Origin of the sequence: Streptomyces polyrhachis (assembly GCF_042663125.1) — a bacterium.
Taxonomy (GTDB): domain Bacteria; phylum Actinomycetota; class Actinomycetes; order Streptomycetales; family Streptomycetaceae; genus Streptomyces; species Streptomyces polyrhachii.
The window spans coordinates 13465-35104 of record NZ_JBHSZO010000040.1; the positions used below are offsets into that span (position 1 = coordinate 13465).

15 protein-coding genes, 1 tRNA gene, 1 pseudogene and 1 riboswitch are annotated in these 21640 nt (G+C 72.8%); of the genes and pseudogenes, 5 read left to right on the forward strand and 12 right to left on the reverse strand.

Annotated features, from left to right (window positions below):
• Positions 1–54: 54 nt before the first annotated feature.
• Positions 55–136: transfer RNA gene (locus ACFQLX_RS21520), tRNA-Leu, on the reverse strand.
• A 369-nt stretch (positions 137–505) separates the two neighbouring features.
• Between ACFQLX_RS21520 and ACFQLX_RS21525 the strand changes: the two genes are divergently transcribed.
• The gene (locus tag ACFQLX_RS21525; RefSeq protein WP_386417584.1) at positions 506–1321 is read left to right on the forward strand and encodes an ABC transporter ATP-binding protein; all 816 of its coding nucleotides are present in this window, start codon (positions 506–508) and stop codon (positions 1319–1321) included.
• Between the two features lie 40 nt (positions 1322–1361).
• Entirely contained in the window at positions 1362–3878 is a 2517-nt protein-coding gene (locus ACFQLX_RS21530; RefSeq protein ID WP_386417586.1) for an ABC transporter permease, read from the forward strand.
• Positions 3879–4155: 277 nt separating this feature from the next.
• Here the strand turns inward: ACFQLX_RS21530 and ACFQLX_RS21535 are convergent, their stop codons facing one another.
• The 9 genes from ACFQLX_RS21535 to ACFQLX_RS21575 all read right to left on the reverse strand — a co-directional run bounded on the left by ACFQLX_RS21535 (position 4156) and on the right by ACFQLX_RS21575 (position 15283).
• Positions 4156–5445 (reverse strand): class I SAM-dependent methyltransferase, encoded by a 1290-nt coding sequence (locus ACFQLX_RS21535; RefSeq protein ID WP_386417588.1) that lies wholly within the window; start codon positions 5443–5445, stop codon positions 4156–4158.
• A gap of 141 nt (positions 5446–5586) precedes the next feature.
• On the reverse strand, positions 5587–6960 hold the full coding sequence (locus ACFQLX_RS21540; protein WP_386417590.1) for an NAD(P)/FAD-dependent oxidoreductase: 1374 nt from the start codon (positions 6958–6960) through the stop codon (positions 5587–5589).
• Positions 6961–7289: 329 nt separating this feature from the next.
• Positions 7290–8210: a Ppx/GppA phosphatase family protein gene (locus tag ACFQLX_RS21545; protein ID WP_386417591.1), complete on the reverse strand. Its 921-nt coding sequence runs from the start codon at positions 8208–8210 to the stop codon at positions 7290–7292.
• Positions 8207–8800 (reverse strand): DUF501 domain-containing protein, encoded by a 594-nt coding sequence (locus ACFQLX_RS21550; protein ID WP_386417593.1) that lies wholly within the window; start codon positions 8798–8800, stop codon positions 8207–8209. The genes ACFQLX_RS21545 and ACFQLX_RS21550 overlap by 4 nt, the downstream gene beginning before the upstream one ends.
• A gap of 65 nt (positions 8801–8865) precedes the next feature.
• Complete coding sequence (locus tag ACFQLX_RS21555) at positions 8866–9333, reverse strand: FtsB family cell division protein (protein ID WP_386417595.1); 468 nt, start codon at positions 9331–9333, stop codon at positions 8866–8868.
• 168 nt (positions 9334–9501) lie between these two features.
• Complete coding sequence (eno, locus tag ACFQLX_RS21560) at positions 9502–10782, reverse strand: phosphopyruvate hydratase (RefSeq protein ID WP_386417597.1); 1281 nt, start codon at positions 10780–10782, stop codon at positions 9502–9504.
• Between the two features lie 225 nt (positions 10783–11007).
• A complete protein-coding gene (locus tag ACFQLX_RS21565; RefSeq protein WP_386417599.1) occupies positions 11008–11670 on the reverse strand; it encodes a transglycosylase family protein in 663 nt (220 codons plus the stop codon).
• Between the two features lie 4 nt (positions 11671–11674).
• A riboswitch (cyclic di-AMP (ydaO/yuaA leader) is annotated at positions 11675–11812 on the reverse strand.
• Between the two features lie 347 nt (positions 11813–12159).
• A complete protein-coding gene (locus ACFQLX_RS21570) occupies positions 12160–12999 on the reverse strand; it encodes a transglycosylase family protein (protein ID WP_386417601.1) in 840 nt (279 codons plus the stop codon).
• Positions 13000–13321: 322 nt separating this feature from the next.
• Positions 13322–15283 carry a recombinase family protein gene (locus ACFQLX_RS21575; protein ID WP_386417603.1) on the reverse strand — a complete coding sequence of 654 codons (1962 nt, stop codon included), beginning with the start codon at positions 15281–15283 and terminating at the stop codon, positions 13322–13324.
• Positions 15284–15481: 198 nt separating this feature from the next.
• Here ACFQLX_RS21575 and ACFQLX_RS21580 point away from each other — a divergent pair, with 198 nt between their 5' ends.
• Entirely contained in the window at positions 15482–16705 is a 1224-nt protein-coding gene (locus ACFQLX_RS21580) for a cytochrome P450 family protein (RefSeq protein WP_386417632.1), read from the forward strand.
• 36 nt (positions 16706–16741) lie between these two features.
• Here ACFQLX_RS21580 and ACFQLX_RS21585 read toward each other — a convergent pair.
• A pseudogene (locus ACFQLX_RS21585) lies at positions 16742–17764 on the reverse strand (nucleoside triphosphate pyrophosphohydrolase); the annotation flags it as partial.
• A 75-nt stretch (positions 17765–17839) separates the two neighbouring features.
• Here ACFQLX_RS21585 and ACFQLX_RS21590 point away from each other — a divergent pair.
• Together ACFQLX_RS21590 and ACFQLX_RS21595 are read left to right on the forward strand one after the other, a co-directional pair.
• The gene (locus ACFQLX_RS21590) at positions 17840–18961 is read left to right on the forward strand and encodes a hypothetical protein (RefSeq protein ID WP_386417605.1); all 1122 of its coding nucleotides are present in this window, start codon (positions 17840–17842) and stop codon (positions 18959–18961) included.
• A complete protein-coding gene (locus tag ACFQLX_RS21595; RefSeq protein ID WP_386417607.1) occupies positions 18958–21024 on the forward strand; it encodes a polysaccharide pyruvyl transferase family protein in 2067 nt (688 codons plus the stop codon). The genes ACFQLX_RS21590 and ACFQLX_RS21595 overlap by 4 nt, the downstream gene beginning before the upstream one ends.
• On the opposite strand, the gene ACFQLX_RS21600 is transcribed toward ACFQLX_RS21595, so the two are convergent.
• Positions 20963–21619: a SurA N-terminal domain-containing protein gene (locus ACFQLX_RS21600; protein ID WP_386417608.1), complete on the reverse strand. Its 657-nt coding sequence runs from the start codon at positions 21617–21619 to the stop codon at positions 20963–20965. The two genes, ACFQLX_RS21595 and ACFQLX_RS21600, sit on opposite strands and share 62 nt — an antisense overlap.
• Between the last annotated feature and the right edge of the window lie 21 nt (positions 21620–21640).

Below are 21640 nucleotides of genomic sequence, written 5' to 3' on the forward strand. Positions count from 1 at the left end.
AAGGGTTCACGTCGCCGGCGCACCGGAGGAGACCGCCGGCGGAGAGGAGCGAGGTGCCCGGAGCCGGACTTGAACCGGCACGACCCGAAGGCCAGCGACTTTTAAGGTCGCCGTGTCTGCTTTCCACCACCCGGGCAGATCCTCGAGGCAGGGACGGTGTCCCCACGCTGGGTGCGGATACCCCCTCTGACGCGTCACCAGACTATCCGCCACCGCAGGTGCAACTCTCCTGCCCTGGAGTGATGTTGGCTGGAATTGACGGCTGTACGGCCGTTCAGCAAGCGGCCCCCGCACGCTGCCCGCCCCGGACCCCCGCGGCGGCGGATGTCATACCTGGGGATGACCCCGAAGGACCGGAATACCTCCTTCGGCTGGTGCCGATACCGGAGCCTGGGCTGATCCCCGCAGCCCTCCGACCAGGCAGCATGGACACGACCGAAAAGTGACCCCATGTGCGACACATGCGGGCCGCACGTATGACACGCGTACGACAGGAGCCCTCCCCGTGACCACCCTCACCCCCGGCGCCCCCGCCGCCCAGCCCGCGACGCGGACTGCCCCCGCGGCCACGGCCACCGAGCTGACCAAGGTCTACGGGCGCGGTGAGACGCAGGTCGTGGCGCTGGACGCGGTCAGCGTGGAGTTCGCGCGCGGGGAGTTCACCGCGATCATGGGGCCCTCCGGCTCGGGCAAGTCCACCCTCATGCACTGCATGGCGGGGCTGGACTCCGTCTCCGCCGGTTCGGCCCGGATCGGGGACACCGAGCTGACGGGGCTGAAGGACAAGCACCTCACCCGGCTGCGCCGCGACAAGATCGGCTTCGTCTTCCAGGCGTTCAACCTGCTCCCCACCCTGAACGCGCTGGAGAACATCACCCTCCCCATGGACATCGCCGGGCGCGCTCCCGAGCCGGAGTGGCTGGAGCGCGTGGTGCGCGCCGTCGGCCTGGAGGGGCGCCTCAAGCACCGCCCCGGCCAGCTCTCCGGCGGCCAGCAGCAGCGCGTCGCCGTGGCCCGCGCCCTCGCCTCCCGGCCCGAGATCATCTTCGCCGACGAGCCGACCGGCAACCTCGACTCGCGCTCCAGCGCCGAGGTGCTGGGCTTCCTGCGCAACTCGGTGCGCGAGCTGGGCCAGACGGTCGTCATGGTCACCCACGACCCGGCGGCCGCGGCCTACGCGGACCGGGTCGTCTTCCTCGCCGACGGCCGGATCGTCGACGAACTGCGCGAGCCCACGGCGGACACGGTCCTGGACCGGATGCGCAACCTGCCGGGGAGCAGGTCCCCGGTGGGGGCGCGCTCCGACTCCGACGCCCGCTGACCCCTCGCCGCCCGCCACCACACCCTGGATCCGTACACCCATGCTGAGAACCGCACTGCGCAACGTCCTCGCGCACAAGGCCCGGCTGCTGATGACCGTGCTCGCCGTCATGCTCGGCGTCGCCTTCGTCTCCGGCACCCTCGTCTTCACCGCCACCGTCTCCGACGCCTACACCAGGAGCGCCGAGAAGGGCTACGACCACCTCGACGTCCAGCTGCGCCCCGACAGCGGCGGCGCCGAGGGCCGCCCCGGTGAGGCGCCCGCGCTCACCGGGAAGCTGCTGGAGCAGGCCGCCGCGCTGCCCGGCACCGAGCGCGCCGTGGGCAGCGTCTCCGGCTTCGCCGCCCTCGCCGACAAGCAGGGCAGGCTGGTCGGCAAGGGCTGGTCGACCACCGGCGCCAACTACTACGGCACCGACGACGCCCGCTACCCGATGAAGGAGGGCCGGGCGCCCCGGGGCGCCGGCGAGATCGCGCTGGACGCCAGGAGCGCCGAGCGCGCCGGCTACCGCGTCGGCGACACCGCCCGCCTCTCGGTGGCCGGACCGGTACGCGAGGAGCGCGTCACCGGCATCTTCACCACCGACGACGGCAACGTCGCCGCGGGCGGCACCCTGGTGCTCTTCGACACCGCCACCGCCCAGGAACTCTTCGCCAGGAAGGGCGAGTTCAGCTCCGTCGAGCTGACCGCCCGCCCCGGCACCAGCCAGGCCGAGCTGAAGAAGCAGGCCGCCGCGATCCTGCCCGCCGAGGCCAAGGCGGTCACCGCGGACAAGCTCGCCGCCGACCAGGCCGCCGATATCGAGGCGGGCATGAGCGGCATGCGCACCGGCATGCTGGCCTTCGCCGGGATCGCCCTCTTCGTCGGCGTCTTCCTGATCGTCAACACCTTCACCATGCTGGTCGCCCAGCGCACCAAGGAGCTGGCGCTGCTGCGCGCGGTGGGCGCCAGCCGCCGCCAGGTGACGCGCTCGGTGCTGATCGAGGCCGCCACCGTCGGCGCCGTCGCCGCCCTGGTCGGCCTGGGCGCGGGCATCGGTATCGGGGCGGGGCTGCGCTCGCTGCTCTCCTCCATCGGCTCGACCGTGCCCGACGGTCCGCTGGTCGTCACGCCGGCGACCGTGCTGACCTCGCTGCTGGTGGGCGTGGTGGTGACGGTGGGCGCCGCCTGGCTGCCCGCGCGCCGGGCCGCGAAGATCCCGCCGGTGGCCGCGATGAGCAGCGTGCACGCGGTGGCGACCACCCGCACCCTGGTCGTCCGCAACACCATCGGCTCGCTGCTGGCCGGCGCCGGCGCCGCCCTGGTGCTCGCCGCGATCACCATGAGCGACGGCCGCGCGGCCATGGGCGGCGGCGCGGCGCTGCTGCTCGTCGGGGTGTTCGTGCTGACGCCGCTGCTCTCGCGCCCGGTGATCGCCCTGGCCGGGCCGATCCTGCGCCCCTTCGGGGTCTCGGGCCGCCTGGCGCGGCAGAACGCGGTGCGCAACCCGCGCCGTACCGCCGCCACCGCCTCGGCGCTGATGATCGGCCTGACGCTGGTCACGGGCCTGACGGTGATCGGCACCAGCATGGCCTCCGCCATCGACACGATGGCCACCTCCGCGATGAAGGCCGACTACCAGGTCTCCATGGCCAACGGCCCCCTGTCCCCCGAGGTCGGCGAGAAGCTGTCCGCCCTGCCGGAGGTCACCGCCGTCACACCCCTGCGCAACGCCCCGGTCCGCATCCACGGCGACGACGAGTTCCTGACCGCCGTCAACGGCAAGGACGCCCCGCAGCTGCTCGACCTGGACTTCACCGCCGGCTCCTTCGCGGACCTGAGCGGCCGGCACGCCATCGTCGACGAGGAGACCGCGCGCGAGAAGGGCTGGAAGCTCGGCGAGCGCATCCCCGTGACCTGGCAGGACAGCGCCAAGGGCGAGATCGAGATCTCGGGCGTCTACCAGGGCAACGAGATGGTGCGCGGCCTCATGCTCGACACCGCCGCCGTCGACGCGCACCTGGACCGGCCGCTCGACATGCTGGTCTTCGTCAAGACGAAGGACGGCGTCAGCGAGGCGGGCAAGGACCGGCTGGCGGCGGCGCTGGGCGACAACCCCGCGATCCGCGTCATGGACAAGCAGGACGTCTCCGAGGAGATCGCCGGCTTCTTCACCATGATGCTCAACGTCCTGTACGGGCTGCTGGGCATGGCGGTCGTCGTCGCGGTCCTCGGCGTGATCAACACGCTGGCGATGTCGGTCTTCGAGCGTTCGCAGGAGATCGGGATGCTGCGCGCGATCGGCCTGGACCGGCGCGGGGTCAAGCGCATGGTGCGGCTGGAGTCGCTGACCATCTCCCTGTTCGGCGGGGTGCTCGGCATCGGCCTGGGCGTCTTCCTGGGCTGGGCGGCCGGCGAGCTGATCGCGACCGGCCTGTCGACGTACTCCCTGGTCCTGCCCTGGGACCGGCTGGGCGTCTTCCTCGCCCTGGCCGCCCTGGTCGGCGTCATCGCGGCGCTGTGGCCGGCCCGGCGCGCGGCGCGGCTGAACGTACTGGCGTCGATCAAGAGCGAGTAGCGGCGCCACTCGCCGGCGCGGGCCGGGCTCTCCACGGGGGGAGCCCGGCCCGCGCCGTCGCGGCTCCGGGCCGTCGCGGCTCCGGGCCGTCCCCGGTCCTCAGAGGCTGTTGCCGAACCCCCGTCGTCCGCGCGAAGCGCGGGCGCAGCGGCGGTCGGTGCGTGCTCTCGGCGTGCGCCGTCGCAGGTCATGTGGCGGAGCCACCTGTCCTGCGACGGGGTGCGGCGAGAGTGCGTGCCGGGCGTCGGGGCGCAGACGGGGGTTCGGCAACAGCCTCTCACTCCCGCCAGGTCCTCGGCCGCAGCTCCAGGCCGGAGTCGCCCGCGGGGGAGGTGCGTACGCACAGCACCTGGTTCACGCCGATGCGGTTGCGTTCGAAGGAGAGCGCCGAGGCCGCCATGTACAGCCGCCAGACCCGCGCCCGCCCCAGGGAGGTCGCGGCCACCGCCGGCTGCCAGCCGGCCTCCAGGTTGGCCACCCAGGCCCGCAGGGTCAGCGCGTAGTGCTCACGCAGCACCTCCACGTCGCGCGCCTCCAAGCCCGCCCGCTCCAGGGCGCCCAGCGTCTCGCCCAGCGGGGCCAGTTCGCCGTCGGGGAAGACGTAGGCGTCGATGAACTCGTCGACGTGGTAGGCGGTTTCGGCCCGCCCCGTGGCGCGGGGGCGCCGGGAGATCTGGTGGTTGAGCAGCCGTCCGCCGGGCCGCAGCAGCCCGTGCAGCCGCCGCGCGTAGCGGCCGTAGGCGGCGGCGCCGACGTGCTCGGCCATCCCGATCGAGGCGACGGCGTCGTACGGGCCGTCGCCGACCGTCCGGTAGTCCTGCACCCTGATCTCCACCCGCCCGCCGAGCCCGGCCTGCGCGACGCGCTCGCGGGCGTACGCCGCCTGCTCGGCGGAGAGCGTGATGCCCACCACCCGCGCCCCGTACTCCCGCGCGGCGTGCAGGGCCAGCGAGCCCCAGCCGCAGCCGACGTCCAGCAGCCGCTGCCCGGGGCGCAGGCCGAGCTTGCGGCAGACGAGGTCGAGCTTGTCGTGCTGGGCCTGCTCCAGGGTGGCGCCCGGCGAGAAGTAGGCGCAGGAGTAGACCATGGTCGGCCCCAGGACCAGGGCGTAGAAGTCGTTGCCGACGTCGTAGTGGTGGCTGACCGCCGTCCGGTCGCGGCTGAGGGTGTGCAGCGGCCCCCGCCGGCGGCGGACCTCCTCGCGGGGCGGGCGCGGCGGCGGCCAGGGTCCGGCCAGCGCGAGGAGCGAGCGGGCGGCGGCGCGCTGACCGGCGGTGGGCAGGCGGCGGGGGGTGTCGGCCCGCTCCCAGAGCGCCCCGGCCAGCAGCTCCAGCGCCTCGTACAGATCGCCCTCGACGTCGAGCTCCCCGGCCACCCAGGCGCGGGCGAGGCCCAGTTCGCCGGGGCGCCACAGGAAGCGGCGCAGGGCGCGCGGGTGGCGCACGACCAGGGCGGGGGTGCCGTCGGGCCCGCGGACGCTGCCGTCCCAGGCCCTGATCCGCAGCGGCGGGGGCGCCCCGGTGAGCTGCTCGGTGATCTCGGACAGCCGCAGCGCGGCATCGGCCATGGCGCACCTCCGATACGCGGTCCGGCGGACGGTCTCCCCATACCTAACACGTCGGGCGGGTCCGTACAGTCCCCGTACACACCGAAGGGCGCCCTCCCCGCGTACGGGAGGAGCGCCCTTCGGAATGCGGACCGCGCGGCGTCAGGAGGCCTTCGCGGGCTCCTTGACCTCGGCCGGCTTGGCGACCGGTGTCGGCGGCTTGGCGGCCTGGTAGAACTCGTCGCGCGGGGACTCCATCGCGCCCAGCGAGACGACCTCGCGCTTGAGGAACATCGCCAGCGTCCAGTCGGCCAGCACCCGGATCTTCCGGTTGAAGGTCGGGACGGCCATGCCGTGGTAGCCGCGGTGCATGTACCAGGCCAGCCGGCCCTTGAGCTTCAGCTTGAACGGGCCGAGGTTGATCATGGCCACGCCCTTGTGCAGACCCAGACCGGCGACCGCGCCCTTGTTCGTGTGCTTGTACTCCTGCTGCGGGAAGCCGCGCATCCCGGAGATCACGTTGTCGCCGAGGACCTTGGCCTGGCGCAGCGCGTGCTGGGCGTTGGGCGGGCACCAGGCGCCCTCACCGACGGCGAGGTCGGGCACCTGGGCGTTGTCGCCGGCGGCCCAGACCCCGTCCATGCCCTTGACCTGCAGGGTCGGCAGCGTGTCCACGTGGCCGCGCGGGCCCAGCGGCAGGCCGTACTCGCGCAGGACCGGGTTGGGCTTGACGCCGGCGGTCCACACCAGGGTGTTGGTGTCGGCCTCCAGACCGTTCTTCAGCACCACACGGCCGTCGACGCAGGACTCCAGGGAGGTGCCGAGGTAGACCTCGATACCGCGCTGCTGGAGGTGGCGCAGGCCCCACTTGCCCAGCTCCGGGCCGACCTCGGGGAGGATCTTGTCGGCGGCGTCGACGAGGATGAAGCGCATGTCGTCGCGGCTGATGGAGGGGTAGTACTTGCACGCGTCGCGCGCCAGGTCCTCCACCTCGCCTATGGTCTCCGCGCCGGCGAAGCCGCCGCCGACGAAGACGAAGGTCAGCGCCTTGCGCCGCAGCTCGGCGTCGTTGGTCGACTCGGCCTTGTCCAGCTGCTCCAGCACGTGGTTGCGCAGGCCGATGGCCTCCTCCACGCCCTTCATGCCGATGCCGGTCTCGGCGAGGCCGGGGATCGGGAAGGTGCGGGAGACCGCGCCCAGCGCGACGACCAGGTAGTCGAAGGGCAGCTCGTAGGACTCGCCGACCAGCGGCCGGACGGTCGCCACCTTGCGCTCCTGGTCGATGTGGACGACCCGGCCGGTGAGCACCTCGGCGCCGGGCAGCACCCGGCGCAGCGGCACCACGACGTGGCGGGGGGAGATGCTGCCGGCGGCAGCCTCGGGGAGGAAGGGCTGGTACGTCATGTACGAGCGGGGGTCGACGACCGTCACGGTCGCCTCGGCGTAGCGCATCTTCTTGAGGATGCGACGAGCCGCGTACAGGCCGACGTATCCGCCGCCTACGACGAGGATCCTGGGACGCTCCGTGGTGCTCATGCAATCGAGTATCCAGCACCCCGCGGGGGGTCGCTCGTGAGGGGGTTCACAAGCTTTCCCGGGGGTGGTGCTACACTGCGCGGCCGCACTTTCCGGACCGCGCCACGGTACCGGGGCTACCGGCGGACACATCCCTCCCACCTGCGGTTTCGTACGGCACGGGGGGCGATGTCACGGCCGTATGAAGGGTGGATCGCACCCTTGTGACGGCCAGGGCTCAGCTGGGCGGGCGCATGGGGGCCAACCGGTCCGAAATCCATGTGAAAATCTTCACGAAGTTCGTCGCGGCGGCCCCGCGAGAGGGCGTTGCGGAGTCTTCGGACGCATCCTCAGACGCAGCTGAGGGCGATGCCGTCCAGGATGTCGTGCTCGCTGGCGACCACCTCCCGGGCGCCGGTGCGCTCCATGACCGCCAGCAGGATGAGGGCGCCCGCCGCGATCACGTCGACGCGGCCCGGGTGCATGACCGGGATCGCCGCGCGCTCCTCCTGGCTCGCGGTGGTCAGGCGGCGGGTCAGCTCGCGCACGCGCGCCAGCGGGACGCGGCTGTGGTGGACGGCGGCGGGGTCGTAGGCCGGGAGGTCCAGCGCGATCGCCGCCAGCGTGGTCACCGAGCCGGCCAGGCCCACCAGGGTCGCGGCCCCGTCCAGCGGTACGGACCGCGCCGCCTCGTCCAGCGCCGCCGCGATGTCGGCGCGGGCCGCGTCGAGCTGGGCGGCGGTGGGCGGGTCGGAGAAGTGGTGGCGCTCGGTGAGGCGCACGCAGCCGATGTCGAGCGAGCGCGCGGCGTCCACGTGTGCGCCGCCGAGGACGAACTCCGTGGAGCCGCCGCCGATGTCGACCACCAGGTACGGCGCCTCGAACCGCCCGCTCAGCTCCCGCGTCGCGCCGGTGAAGGAGAACTCCGCCTCCTGCCCGCCGGTGATCACCTCCGGCTCCACGCCCAGGATGTCCACCACGCCGCGCACGAAGTCCGCGCGGTTGTCCGCGTCGCGGGAGGCGGAGGTGGCGGCGAACCGGACGCGCTCGGCGCCGAGTCCGGCGATGACGCCGGCGTACTCGCGGCAGGCGGCGAAGGTGCGCTCCAGCGCCTCGGGGGCGAGGCGGCCGGTGCGGTCGACGCCCTGGCCCAGGCGCACGATGGCCATCCGGCGGTCGAGGTCCGTCAGCCTCCCGGTCGCGGGGTCGGCGTCCGCGACGAGCAGGCGGATGGAGTTCGTACCGCAGTCGATCGCGGCGACGCGGGTCACGCGGCGGGCTCCGGGCTCTCCGGTCCGGCGGCGCTCTCGGGTCCGGCGGCGCTCTCCGGCTCCGCGCCGCAGGCGTCCTGCGGGCTCACGCAGGGGCCCTTGCGCCACCACTCGGGGAGCATCGCGATGGCCTCGTCGCCCAGCGGGTTCACCCCGGGGCCGGCGGCGAGGGAGTGGGCGACCAGCACGTGCAGGCACTTCACCCGGTCCGGCATCCCGCCGGCGCTGGGGAAGCCCCGCAGCACCTCCAGCTCGTCGCGGCGCGCGAGGTAGTCCTCGTGGGCCCGGCGGTAGGCGGCGGCCAGCTCCGCGTCCTCGGCGAGGCGGGCGGACATCTCCTTCATCACGCCGTTCGCCTCCAGCGTGCCGATGGCGGAGGCGGCGCGCGGGCAGGTCAGGTAGTAGAGCGTGGGGAAGGGCGTCCCGTCGGGCAGGCGCGGGGCGGTCTCCACCACGTCGGGGTTGCCGCAGGGGCAGCGGTGGGCGACGGCCCGCGTACCGCGCGGGGTACGGCCGAGCTGGGCACGTACGGCGGCGAGGTCCGCGTCCGTGGGAAGGGTGTGCGGGGTGGCGGGCGGCGGTGTTTCCATGGGTCCGATCTTCTCAGAGCCGACACACCCCCCGCCTCCGGCCGCCCAGAGCCTGCCGGGCGTCGCTACCGGTCCGCTGTGTCCACGCCGTCGAGGAGGTTGTCGTACCAGGGGCGGTCCGCCGCCCCGTCACCGTCGCGGTCGCGTTCCGCGTCCGCCGAGCCGTCCCGGACCGTGTACGAGGTCTCGCCGGGGGTGACGTAGTGGAGGCGCTCGCGGGCCTGGCGGCGGAGGTACTCCTCGTCCTGCCAGCGGGCCTTCTCGTCGCGCAGGCGCTCCACCCGGGCCGCCGAGCGCTCCTTCTCCGTGCGCTGGTCGGCGATCTCCGCGCGCTGGGACACGTACTGCCGCATCGGGTACGCCAGCGCGACGATCAGCGCGCACAGGACCAGTGCGAGGAGGGCCGCCCGGCCGGTGAGCCTGCTGCGCCGCACGGGGCGGGCGCGGTAGACGCGCTCGGACGCCCGCACGACGGCCTGCTCGCCGAGCAGCCGCAGCCGGGTGGTGGTGGAGAACCGATCCTTGGGTGGCATCGCCCCTACCGTAATGCGCCGCACACCTGCCCGAGGCGCACGGCGCAGATTCGTGCGCCGGCAAGACGGCAAAGCGCGCCGGGCGCCCGGGAGATGGGGCGCGTACGGGCCCCCGTACGCCGACGGCCGCCCCCGGCGAAGGGGCGGCCGTCGGACGTACCGCAGTGGCTACCGGCCGAAGCGCGGGAAGGCGCCGCGGCCCGCGTAGACGGCGGCGTCGTCGAGGATCTCCTCGATGCGCAGCAGCTGGTTGTACTTCGCGACGCGCTCGGAGCGGGCCGGGGCGCCGGTCTTGATCTGGCCGCAGTTGGTGGCGACGGCCAGGTCGGCGATGGTGACGTCCTCGGTCTCGCCGGAGCGGTGGGACATCATGCACTTGAAGCCGTTGCGCTGGGCCAGCTCGACCGCGTCGAGGGTCTCCGACAGCGAGCCGATCTGGTTGACCTTCACCAGCAGCGCGTTGCCCGCGCCCTCCGCGATGCCGCGGCCCAGGCGCTCGGGGTTGGTGACGAACAGGTCGTCGCCGACGAGCTGGACCTTGTCGCCGAGGCGCTCGGTGATGGCCTTCCAGCCCTCCCAGTCCTCCTCGTTCAGCGGGTCCTCGATGGAGACCATCGGGTACGAGTCGACCAGGTCGGCGTAGTAGTCGATCATCTCCGCGGCGGTGCGCTCCTTGCCCTCGAAGACGTACGTGCCGTCCTTGTGGAACTCGGAGGCGGCGACGTCCAGGGCCAGCGCGATGTCCTGGCCGGGGACGTAGCCGGCCTTCTCGATGGCCTCGACGATGAGGTCGAGCGCCTCGCGGTTGGAGGCGAGGTCGGGCGCGAAGCCGCCCTCGTCGCCCAGGCCGGTGGACAGGCCGCGCTCCTTCAGGACCCCCTTGAGGGTGTGGTAGACCTCCGCGCCCCAGCGCACGGCCTCGGAGAAGGTCTCCGCGCCGATCGGGGCGATCATGAACTCCTGGATGTCGACGTTGGAGTCCGCGTGGCTGCCGCCGTTGAGGATGTTCATCATCGGCACGGGCAGCACGTGCGCGTTGGGGCCGCCCAGGTAGCGGAAGAGCGGCAGGTCGGAGGCCTCGGAGGCGGCGTGCGCCACGGCGAGGGAGACGCCGAGGATGGCGTTGGCGCCGAGCGAGGACTTGTCCTCGGTGGCGTCCAGGTCGAACATCGCCTGGTCGATCAGCCGCTGCTCGGTGGCGTCGTAGCCCACCAGCTCCGGGCCGATCTGCTCGATGACGGCGAGGACGGCCTTCTCCACGCCCTTGCCGCCGTAGCGCGACATGTCGCCGTCGCGCAGTTCGATGGCCTCGAAGGCGCCGGTGGAGGCGCCGGAGGGGACGGCGGCACGGCCGGTGCTGCCGTCGTCGAGGCCGACCTCGACCTCGACCGTGGGGTTGCCTCGGGAGTCCAGGATCTCGCGGGCTACGACGACGTCGATCGACGGCACGGTTTCTCCTTCGAAAGGATGGCCGGCGGCGCGGGTGCGGTGCCGGCACAGGACTGGTGCGGGACCGAGCCTAACGGGTTGCCGGTCGATCAACCGTGGAGGGAGCGGTGTGCGGGCCGCACGGCGCGGGTGCGCGCTCGTGGGTCGCGAAGGATGTGCGCCCGCGGACCGCGGGGCGGCCGGGAGTCCCCTCCCGGCCGCCCCGTACGGGCTGCTGCGGATCCGTCAGGTGATCTTCAGCCGCTGGCCGGGGCGGATGAGGTTCGGATTGCCGCCCACCGTCTCGGAGTTGGCGGCGTAGACCTCCGCCCAGCCGCCGTCCACGCCGTGCTTGCGGGCGACGGTGTGCAGGGTGTCGCCGGGGCGCACGACGTACATCGCCCGGTAGACCGTGCGCGAGCCGCGCTTGGCGTCCGCCTGGGCCGATCCGTTCGAAGACCCCTTCGAGGGTGCCGCGGTCGCCGGGGGTGCCTGGCGGACACGGGCCCGCTCGGCGGCCGTCTCGGGCGCCGCGGAGCCGCGGCTGAGTCCGGCGCGCGGGCCGCAGTTGGGCCAGGCGCCGGGGCCCTGCATCCGCAGCAGCCGCTCGGCGACGGCGATCTGCTCGTGCTTGGAGGCCAGGTCGGCACGCGAGGCGTAGCGGTGGCCGCCGGCGGCGGCCCAGCTGGACCGGGAGAACTGCACCCCGCCGAAGTAGCCGTTGCCGGTGTTGATCGCCCAGTTGCCGCCCGACTCGCACCGGGCGACCTTCTCCCAGGTGTCGATCGGGGCGGCCGCGGCCGGGGCGGCGCCCACGAGGGGGAGGGCCACTGCCGCCCCGAGGAGCAGCGCGATCCGCTGGGTCGCGCTGGTCGTGCTGTCCGCGGCAGGAAGATCCGAATGCTGCATGACATTCACTTCTCACCGACGCCTACGAGGTGAGCTGTCGGGTTCGGGACTGGTGAGTGCCCGGCCGCGTGTGCTCCCACACGGCTTCACCCCAAGCCGGTCGGGTCCGCCGACGGCGGACCGCTCCCGGCACTTACCTGGGTCCCCCGTTCCTGTCCGCGGTGCGCTTGCGCAGGTGTCCGGTGAACGCCGACAGGATTCGGCGAGGCGATCACCGGTGCCCGCCGTTGGCGAGCGAGGCGACGGTAAGCACACAAACATCCCGTGTTCAAAGATTTCGGACGATACGTCAGCTCGCGTCGCCGGGTCGCCGATCGGGGCCCCGGGGACGCGGTCCGGCCGCCGTGGGCACGCAAAGCGCAGGTGGACACCGGGCCGGGCGAAGGTGCGGCCGTACGACGGGAAGCGGGCCGCCGGTAAACCCGGCGGCCCGCTTTTCGTTCGTACGCCCCACAGTGCCCGGTGCGGGCTAGCGCTCGCGGCCGGTGCTCACCACTGGCCCAGCAGACCGGACTGACCAGCGGGGATGGACTCCGCCGTGGCGCTCTGCGCCTCGTCGATCAGCTGGCCGAGGGTGTCGGCGGGGGTGGGCAGGACGCTGTCCGCGCGGTTCTTGACGCGCTTTTCACCCGATCGGCCCGGGGCCTGTGCGGCCGGGGCGCCGGGGTCGGCGGGCGCGGCGGTCGGCAGCTCGCCGGCCAGGGGGTCGATCAGGGGGTCGATCAGCGGGTCGAGGACGTCCGCGGGGGTGGGCAGCGTGGGGGCGCCGATCGTCCCGTCGAACTCGACGGGCGCGTTGTCCGGCGTACCGCGGTGCCTGCCCTTGCCGCTGCCGTTGCCCTGCTCGCCGCGGCCCTCGGCGGACTCCGGACCGCGGTGCCTGCCGCCGCCGTCGGTGAACGCCTCGTCGCCGCTCCCGGGCTCCGCCGTGTGCTCGCGGGCCCTGGTGTCCTGGCGGGCGTAGTCGGGGTAGTCCCGGCCCGGGTCGATCTCCGGGTTCCCGGCGTCCTGGCGCAGTCCGCCGAGGTCGGCGCAGCGCGGGAAGGCGTCGGGGCCCTCCGCGTTGAGGATCTGCTCGCCGACGGCGATCTGCTGGCCGCGGCTGGCGTAGTCGGGGCGGTCGGCGTAGTCGCGGCCGCCGTGCTCGTCCCACTGCTCGCGGGTCAGCTGCAGGCCGCCGTAGTAGCCGTTGCCGGTGTTGGCGCTCCAGAGGGCGTCGCTCTCGCACTGGGCGACCTTGTCCCAGGTCTTGCCGTCGGCCGCGAAGGCGGCGCTGCCGGCGGCGGCCAGCAGCGGCAGGGCGACGGCGCTGGTGACGCCGGCGGTCACGACGAAGGCGGGCGCCTGTCGGGGGCGACGGTGACGACCGTTCCCGGTGAGCATGCGTATGCCTTTCGTTCAACCGTACGTTTCGAGAGTTGGCGGTGAACATAGCCGTGTTGCGTGCCGGATCACAAGTCGATGGCCCCCGGATAACGCGTACATCACGGAATGTCCCCCGTCCCGCCACAAGGGGTTGACGCGGCCGCCCCCTTTACAGGCGGCCGAGCGGTGTGAACTCCACCGGCAGGGTGCGCAGTCCGCGCATGATGAGGCCGCCGCACACCCTGCCGCCCGCCCAACTCCAGTCCCGTGGCGGCGAAGCGCCCTATCAGGGTGCGATACCGCCCCTGAATCGGCCGGTCACGAACAGCTGCGGGAGAGTCGGTCGCCTATACGCGGGCACGCCCCGCTCCTTGGCGTTGAGCACCTCCATGGCCACCGACCACGCACCCCGTTTCCACCAGGTCAACTGCCGCTCGCGCACCGCGCCGACTGATCCCCAGATGTCGGGCATATCTGCCCAGGACAGACCGTGGCGGAGGCGGTAAAGCATCCCCTTGAACTGCTCACGGATGTCGTACTTGCCCGTGAAGTGCTTGGCCGGGAGAAGAGGATTCACTGCGGCGACGACCGCTTGCCACTGCTCATCCGTGGGGTCCGGCGGTACGAGCATGCCGTTGTCCCAGTGCCAGGCGGTCACCTGGCACTGCACGCCGGGCTTCTGAAGGTGGGTGACGTCACCGAAGGTGACGCGGATGTCGAACATGTCGAAGACCTGCTTCATCTCCTCCAGCGTCATGCCGCCAGACCGGCCTTCGATGCCGGTCACGAGCGCAGCCAGGTTGCGGGCCCGCCCCTCCGACTCCTTGTAGTTGTCCAGCCATTCCTTGGCGATCTTGCGTTGCTCCTCCATCTCACCGAGTTCGTCCCGGAGTTTCCTCGTAGCGGCAGCGGCAACGGCGGGATCCATGCCGGCCTGGAGGTACTTCGGGACTTCGGTAAGGATCAGCAGTTCCTGCCTGCCCATCTTGCGCTCCAAGTCCTGCACACGCGCGGCATACCTCGCCTTGTCGCCGGACCTGCTGAGCACCCACTCGTTCACCGTGGCGTGGAGGTGGACCTCGTCCTTGAGGAGCGCCCCCAGTTCATCCCAGACGGCCTTCTCGATCTCGTCGGCGTTGAAGTACGGTTCGGCGCAGGACATGCCCTTCTGACCGGTCCCCTTGTCCCTCTTCGGAACGAGGCCCTGACACCGGTAGCCACGGTTCGCTTCGGAACCCTGGTTGCTTCCAGTGAAGACAAGGCCGCAGTGTCCCTGGATACGGCCGGTGAGGGGGTAGACACGGTTTCTTCCACGACCGTTCTGGAAGCCGATCTCGGACATGGCTGTCGCCAGGGCTTCAGCACGCTCCGCGGTGACGATGCGGGGGACTCCGATCCTGACCTGGTCACTGTGGACCGGCACTCCGTCGTCGCAAAGGGTGGTGCCGGGACTCTTGTCGCGCTTGGCCTTGCGGTAGAGCACGTATCCGCCGTGCAGGCTTTCGTGGTGAAGGCGGCTTCGCAGGTTGGCAGCGGTCCAGGGGACGCCGCTTCGGGTGAGGAAGCCGCATTTGTTGAGTTTCCCAGCGGCTTCAGTGAAGTTCATGCCGTCGTCGACGACGAACCCGATCGCCATGGAGAGGGTCATGGCTTCGCGGTTGTCGGAGACGAGGACGGACATCTTCTTCCTGCGTCCGATGCCGCCGTTCTCGTCGATCGCGATCCGGTAGCCGTACGGGGCGGGGCCACCGGGCCAGCCACCGTAGCCGATCTTGAATTCCTTACCGGCGACCACTCGCTCCTTGATCCGGCGCCATTCCATCTCGGCGAGCCGTACGTACTGGGCGAACGACTGCCAGCCCCCATCGGCGCTGGTGTCGATGCCTTCTTTGACCGAGATGAAGTGGATGCCGATGTCCCCCATCTGCCACGCCCAGTTGTACGCGGCGCGGATGGTGCGGCCGACGCGGTCGACGGAGGGGATGAGGATGCGGTTGAAGCGGCCCTCATCGGCATCGGCGACGAGGCGGTCCATGCCGGGTCGGGATTCGAGAGCTCCGGACACAGCTTGGTCTACGTAGTCGCCGTAGACGGTTGCCTGGGGGTTGCGGGTGAGCCAGTCGTTGCACACGGCATCCTGGACTTCGAGACCGAAGCCGTTGAGCTGATCCGTTGTCGAAACTCGTCGATACCTGGCGACGGTGATCGGCGCTGCCGCATGCAGGCGCGAGCGTGCCACAATGGGCATGTCACTCCCTCCAGAGTGGCCATACCTCGGGGTGGTCAGAGACCCGCGAGGCAGGTTGAGGCCCCTGCGCTGTCGGCGCGGGGGTCTTGATCGTTTTAGGGGAGTGTACGCCGCCGAATGGACCCCGAGGGGAAAAACGGCAGAAAGGAAACAAAGGCCAAATGGGTCGATCGTCAGTGCCAGGATACGGTCGAAGTCATGCATGACCGATCAACTCCCGAGCCACCGGACCTCTTCAGCTGGGAATTCGCCGCCGATCCGTACCCCACGTACGCCTGGCTGCGCGAGCACGCTCCGGTACACCGGACCAAACTGCCCAGTGGGGTCGGGGCATGGCTCGTGACACGGTACGCGGACGCCCGCCAGGCCCTTGCCGACCCGCGGCTGTCCAAGAACCCGGTGCACCACGCCGAACCCGGGAAGACCGGCATCCCGGGCGAGCGCAGCGCCGGGCTCATGACGCACCTGCTCAACATCGACCCGCCCGACCACACCCGGCTGCGGCGCCTCGTGTCGAAAGCCTTCACCCCCCGACGGACCGCCGAGTTCGCGCCACGCGTGCAGGAGCTCACCGACCAACTCATCGACTCCTTCGCGGAGAAGGGGAGCGCGGACCTCATCCACGAGTTCGCCTTCCCGCTGCCCATCTACGCCATCTGCGACCTGCTGGGCGTACCGGCTGAGGACCAGGACGACTTCCGCGACTGGGCCGGCATGATGATCCGCCACGGCGGAGGACCCCGTGGCGGGGTGGCCCGCTCCGTGAAGAAGATGCGCGCCTACCTCGCCGAGCTGATCCACCGGAAGCGGGAGAACCTCGGCGACGACCTGATCTCCGGGCTCATCAAGGCCTCCGACCACGGCGATCACCTCACCGAGAACGAGGCCACAGCCATGTGTTTCGTACTCTTGTTCGCTGGTTTCGAGACGACCATCAACCTCCTCGGCAACAGCGTCTACACGCTGCTCCGCAATCCAGTGCGGCTCGCACGGTTTCGAGAGTCCCTGGCGGCCGGAGAGACCGGCCTTCTCGAAACGGGAGTCGAGGAGCTGCTCCGCTACGACGGTCCGGTGGAGTTGGCGACCTGGCGGTACGCGACCACGGGTCTCACCATCGGAGGGCAGGACATTCCGGTCGGCGATCCGGTCCTCGTCGTGCTCGCCGCTGCCAACCGGGACCCGGCACGCTTCGAGGAGCCGGACACGCTCGACCTCACGCGGCGCGACAACCAGCACCTCGGCTACGGGCACGGCATCCACTACTGCCTGGGGGCCCCTCTCGCACGTCTGGAAGGACAGACAGGGCTCCGTACGCTCCTGACCCGACTCCCGGACCTGCAACTCGCCGTGGCTCCCTCGGAATTGCGCTGGCGGGGCGGACTCATCATGCGGGGGCTGCGGGAGCTGCCCGTGCGGTTCTAGGTCCTGTCCGGAGTCCTGTCCGGATTTCGGGGGCCCTCAGGCGCTGTCACGGGCCGTCTTCTCCGCTGCCAGGATCGCGTCGCGGTAGGCGCGGGCCGCCTGGCGCAGGGCCGTTTCCGGGTCCACGCCGGCCGCTTCGGCCCGTAGCGCCAGGGCGAGCAGCTCGGTGCCGAGGCCCGCGGTCTGCGGCAGGGGTACGTCCAGGTCGGCGCCGCGGGCGCGCGAGGCCAGCTTCGCGGCGAGGGCGAGGGCGGGCTGGGCGAGCGGGACGCCCTCGGTGACCGACTCGCGGCCCTTCTCCCGCGCCTTCGCCCGCAGCCAGTGCTCCTTGACCTCCTGCGGGGTCTGGGCGCTCTCCTCGCCGAAGAGGTGCGGGTGGCGGCGGATCAGCTTGTCCACGAGGGCGCCGGCCACGTCGTCGACGGAGAAGGGCTCCTCCTCGTGCTCCTCGGCGATGCGGGAGTGGAAGAGGACCTGCAGCAGTACGTCGCCCAACTCCTCGCGCAGCGCCGCGCGGTCGCCCAGCTCGATGGCCTCGACCAGCTCGTACGCCTCCTCCAGGCCGTACGCGACGAGGCCCTCGCTGGTCTGGCCGCTGCTCCACGGGCAGTCGCGGCGGATGCGGTCCATCACCTGGACCAGGTCGATGAGCCGGGCGCCGGGCAGGTCGTAGGAGCCGGGCAGCAGCTCCAGCGCCGGCATCTCCTCGCGGCCGGAGCCGGCCAGGCGCGCCAGCCCGTCGGTGAGCGCCGCGTCGCCCTCGGCGGAGGTGAGGACGACGACGGTGCGCCCGCCGTCGCGGCACTCCTCGACCAGCTCGCGGGCCGGGGGGACCTCCCCGGTCTCCACCCCCACCCCGGCCTCGCGCAGGTACGGCAGCTGCGGATGCCCCGGCTCGGCGCACAGCACCCGGTCGGCGCCGCGCAGCACCTCCCAGGCCGGCCAGGAGAGCAGCCCGGGGGCGACCCGGTGGGAGGTGGTCAGCAGCACGATGCGCCCGTTGTCGTTCACGGTACGAGGGTAGGTCCTGGCGTACGGGGTGCCGGTGTACGCCCAAGGCTCATCCGCTGTTCACCGCTCGGCCCCCCTGCCGTCCCCGGACGTGCCACCGGGGCGCGGCATCGTGCTGCCCCTATGAGAACGCCGTGGCCCCTGCGGCCTGCCCCCACGCCCGGCCTCGCCGAGAGCGCCGCCTATCTGGCCCGCGCGTCCAGCCCGCCGCCCGCCGTGACGCGCGCCCTGGGTGAGCTCCTCGCCACCCGGTTCGCGTCCGCCGGCGCCTCCCCCTCCGGATCCTCGGCGTCCGCCGCCTTCGACGCCCTGCTGCACGCCGGGCGTACCGCGCTGGACTGCGGGCAGCCCGCGCTGGCGCTGGAGCTGGCCGACAGCGCCCTCGGGCGGCGGCGCGCCTCCCGTGCCGCCTGGCGGCTGCGCGCCGGGGCGCTGGAGGCGCTGGGGCGGGCGACGCAGGCGGTCGAGGCGTACGAGCGCCATCGCGCCCTCACGCCGCGGGGTGATCCCGCCGCCGCGTACACCGCGCTGCTGGAGAGGCGCCGACTGCTGCTGGAGGCCGCCGAGTTGGCGCCGGGCAGCGCCTTCGCGGCGGCCGTACACGAGGAGCTGCCGCCCGAGGAGGTGCACGCCGCCTTCACCGACCGGCTCACCGCCGCCCTGCGCGAGCACGGCGCGGCGGTCCCGGAGGTGCGGCGCCTGGCGCGGCTCTACGCGGCGTACCGGCTGATCGTCGCGCACGGCCGGATGGCCGATCCGGCGCTGGCCGGCACCGCGCCGCTCTCCGCCGGCGATCTGCGCAACCGGCTCGCGGGGCGCCCGGTCGCCCTCGTCGCCCCCGGCGGCCCCACGCCGCCCGAGGACGGCTCGCTCGTCCTGCGCTGCGGCAGCTTCCGCGCCGACGAGCGCGCCGACGGGCATGTCACCACGGTCGCGGCGGGCACCAAGTGCCTGGACCGGCCGGTGGCGTACCGCATCATCCTCGGCGAGGACCTCACCGCCTGGCGCGAGGCGCTGCGCACGGCCGTCCCCGGCGCCCAGCGCTATCTGGGCGACGAGTCGCTGCGCCGCCCGCTCACCGACCCGGCGCTGCTGGCCGGGGGCGCCCCCGCGGCGCCGGCCGTGACGATGGCGCTGCTCCTCGACTTCCTCGACGCCACCCCCCACGTGCGGCTGTACGGCTCCGAGCGGCTTACCGCCGCCGACCGGGACCGCCTCAAGGAGACCAGGACCGTCCTGCGATGACCCCTCCCGCCCAGCACCCCGTCCAGCACGCCGTCCAGCACGACACCCGGCACCCCGCCCCGCCCCGCAAGCGCCGCACCGCCTTCGTCTGCCGCGTCCACGCCCCGCAGGGGTACGAGACCCTCCCCGCGCTGCTGCGCAGCCTCGCGCTGTCCAACCCGGCGGTGTGCGAGGACTTCCTCGTCCTGCACGCCGGGGCGCCGCCGGCCCTGGACGCGGCCCGCCCGCTCCACCCGCGCCTGCACAGCCGCCCCCTGGACGCGGACCTGTCGGGCTACGACACCCTCGTCGAGCTGGAGGCGCACTGGACGCTCGCCCCGGAGCTGGCCGTCCAGCGCACCCCGGCGCCCGCGCCGCCGCTGGCCGACACCGACTTCCGGGCAGCGTACTTCCGCCTCAAGGGCGCCAAGCACCCTGAGCTGACCGTGCACTTGGGGCTGCCGCTGCTCACGGAGCGCCCGAGCGTGGACCTGGCCCGTACCGTCGCGCTGGCGCTGCGCGAGCAGGGGCGCTACGAGGAGGCGGTCGAGGCGCTGAGCGGCGTGCTGGAGCGGGCCGGGGCCGACCAGCCGCGCTTCCACGAGACGCTCGGCTCGCTGCTGGTCGCCGTCTCGCGCTACGCCGAGGCCGAGACGCACCTGCTGCTGGCCACCGCCTCGCCGGAGGTGGCGCCCAAGGCGTTCAGCCAGCTCGCCCGGCTCGCCTGGCTGCGCGGCGAGGAGGCGGCGGCGCGGGAGTACGCGGCGGACGGACTGGACGCGGAGCCCGTCAACCGGGCCTGCCGCGCCTACTTCACCGGCGAGGCGGGCGGCGGGCACCCGCCCGAGGAGCCCGAACACCCCTCCCCCGGCGAGCAGTTCGCGCACGCCGCGCTCTACGCCACCGGCCAGGAGAACGCCGGCGACAAGCTGCTCCCCGAGGCCGTACGCCTGTGCGTGCACCCCGACAGCGCCCCCGACACCGGCCCCGCCCGCTGGCACCCCGTCCCCGTCCACCGCCTCTTCGACGAGCGGGCGCTGGCCGAGGTCAACGCCCGCCGGGGCCTGGTCGTGGGCGGCGGCGGCCTCTTCCTCCCCGACACCATGCCCAACGGCCACAGCGCCTGGCAGTGGAACATCCCCGACGCGCTGCTGGAGCGCATCACCGTCCCGCTCGCCGTCTTCGCGGTCGGCTACAACGTCTTCGACGGACAGGGGGTGTTCGAGCAGGACGGCGCCCCGCGCCGCGCCCGCTTCCGGCGCAGCCTGGCCACGCTCACCGAGCGCGCCGCCTTCTTCGGCCTGCGCAACCACGGCTCCGTCGAGAAGGTCCGCGAGCTGCTCCCGCCCCACCTGCGCGAGAAGGTCCGCTACCAGCCCTGCCCCACCACCGTCTTCCGCAAGCTGCTCCCCGACTGGAGCGACCCGGGCAGCGGGGAGCGGACGGACACGGTGCACATCAACTGCGCCTACGACCGCGCCACGTTGCGCTTCGGCCAGGGCTACGGGCACTTCCTGGCGGAGATGGCCAAGGCGGTACGGGCGCTGGGCGGGCTGGCCGAGGTCCGCTGCGCCCCGCACACCCCGGCCGACGAGCGCTTCGTCCACGACCTGCGCCGCGAGCACGGCATCGCGCTGCCCGTGGACCCGCTCTACGACCGCTCCAACACGGAGGTCCGCGCGCTCTTCCGCCGAACGAAGCTGGTCATCGGCATGCGCGGGCACGCCGGGATGATCCCCTTCGGCTGCGGTACGCCCATCCTCAGCCTCGTCTCCCACCCGAAGCTGGGCTACTTCCTCTCCGACATCGACCGCCCCGAGTGGGGGATCTCCGTCCACGAGCCGCGTCTCGGGGCGCTGCTCGCCGAGCGGGCGGGCGCGCTGCTGGCGGACCACGCGGCGGCGGTCGCGGACGTACACGACCGCCAGGAGCTGCTGTGGCGGCTGACGCGGGAGAACCTGGGCGCGCTCCACCGGGACTTCGGACCGACGGCGCCCGCCGGCGCCGTGCCGGGGCCGCGGCTCACTGCGGAAGCCGCTCCTGGGCCGGCTGCGCGGCGGCCTGCTTCAGCCACGGGAGTCTGACGTCCTGCAGCGTCCCCTTGCGCAGCGCCTGGGCGTCCCAGCGGCCGAAGCGCGGGTTGACGTCGATGTCCAGCTCCCTGGCCGCCTTCTCCAGCGCGGCGCCCAGCGCCTGCTGGTCGCCGGAGAACGTCCGCATCAGCCGGGCGAACTGGGCGTCCTGGCGGGCGAAGGCGTCCAGCTGCGAGGGGGCGACGCCGCCCTGCAGCGCGGCGGCCTCCAGCGCCTTCGCGCTGCCGAAGCGCTTCTCCAGCGCGGTGCGCGCGGCCCCGGTCTCCGCCGCGCTGGGCTGCCCGGCGCCCGTGTCGGCCGCCGCGCGGTCCAGGACGCGCTCGAAGAGCATCGTGTAGAGCATGCCGCGCGCCAGCTCGGGCGTCTTGGCGACCAGCGCCTCGCCCTTGGGCGCGGCGAGCTGCGCCTCGCGCACGGCCGTCACCCGCGACTGGACCTGCGCCACCGTGATGCGCTCCCCGTCCAGCGTGGCCGCCGCGCCGGGATGCTCCGTACCGCCGCCGCAGGCGCTCAGCAGCGGCACGCCGGCGAGGGCCAGCAGCACGGCGAGGCCGCGGGCTGTCTTACGGGGGGCGGGGTTGCGCATGGGGACCTCCGTGGGCGGGGG

What these genes read in the sequence shown, in the direction of transcription:
- ACFQLX_RS21530 (WP_386417586.1), top strand. Translation starts at nt 1,362, where the DNA reads ATGCTGAGAACCGCACTGCGCAACGTCCTCGCGCACAAGGCCCGGCTG.
- ACFQLX_RS21535 (WP_386417588.1), bottom strand. Translation starts at nt 5,445, where the DNA reads ATGGCCGATGCCGCGCTGCGGCTGTCCGAGATCACCGAGCAGCTCACC.
- ACFQLX_RS21540 (WP_386417590.1), bottom strand. Translation starts at nt 6,960, where the DNA reads ATGAGCACCACGGAGCGTCCCAGGATCCTCGTCGTAGGCGGCGGATAC.
- ACFQLX_RS21550 (WP_386417593.1), bottom strand. Translation starts at nt 8,800, where the DNA reads ATGGAAACACCGCCGCCCGCCACCCCGCACACCCTTCCCACGGACGCG.
- ACFQLX_RS21555 (WP_386417595.1), bottom strand. Translation starts at nt 9,333, where the DNA reads ATGCCACCCAAGGATCGGTTCTCCACCACCACCCGGCTGCGGCTGCTC.
- ACFQLX_RS21565 (WP_386417599.1), bottom strand. Translation starts at nt 11,670, where the DNA reads ATGCAGCATTCGGATCTTCCTGCCGCGGACAGCACGACCAGCGCGACC.
- ACFQLX_RS21575 (WP_386417603.1), bottom strand. Translation starts at nt 15,283, where the DNA reads ATGCCCATTGTGGCACGCTCGCGCCTGCATGCGGCAGCGCCGATCACC.
- ACFQLX_RS21580 (WP_386417632.1), top strand. Translation starts at nt 15,482, where the DNA reads ATGCATGACCGATCAACTCCCGAGCCACCGGACCTCTTCAGCTGGGAA.
- ACFQLX_RS21590 (WP_386417605.1), top strand. Translation starts at nt 17,840, where the DNA reads ATGAGAACGCCGTGGCCCCTGCGGCCTGCCCCCACGCCCGGCCTCGCC.
- ACFQLX_RS21595 (WP_386417607.1), top strand. Translation starts at nt 18,958, where the DNA reads ATGACCCCTCCCGCCCAGCACCCCGTCCAGCACGCCGTCCAGCACGAC.
- ACFQLX_RS21600 (WP_386417608.1), bottom strand. Translation starts at nt 21,619, where the DNA reads ATGCGCAACCCCGCCCCCCGTAAGACAGCCCGCGGCCTCGCCGTGCTG.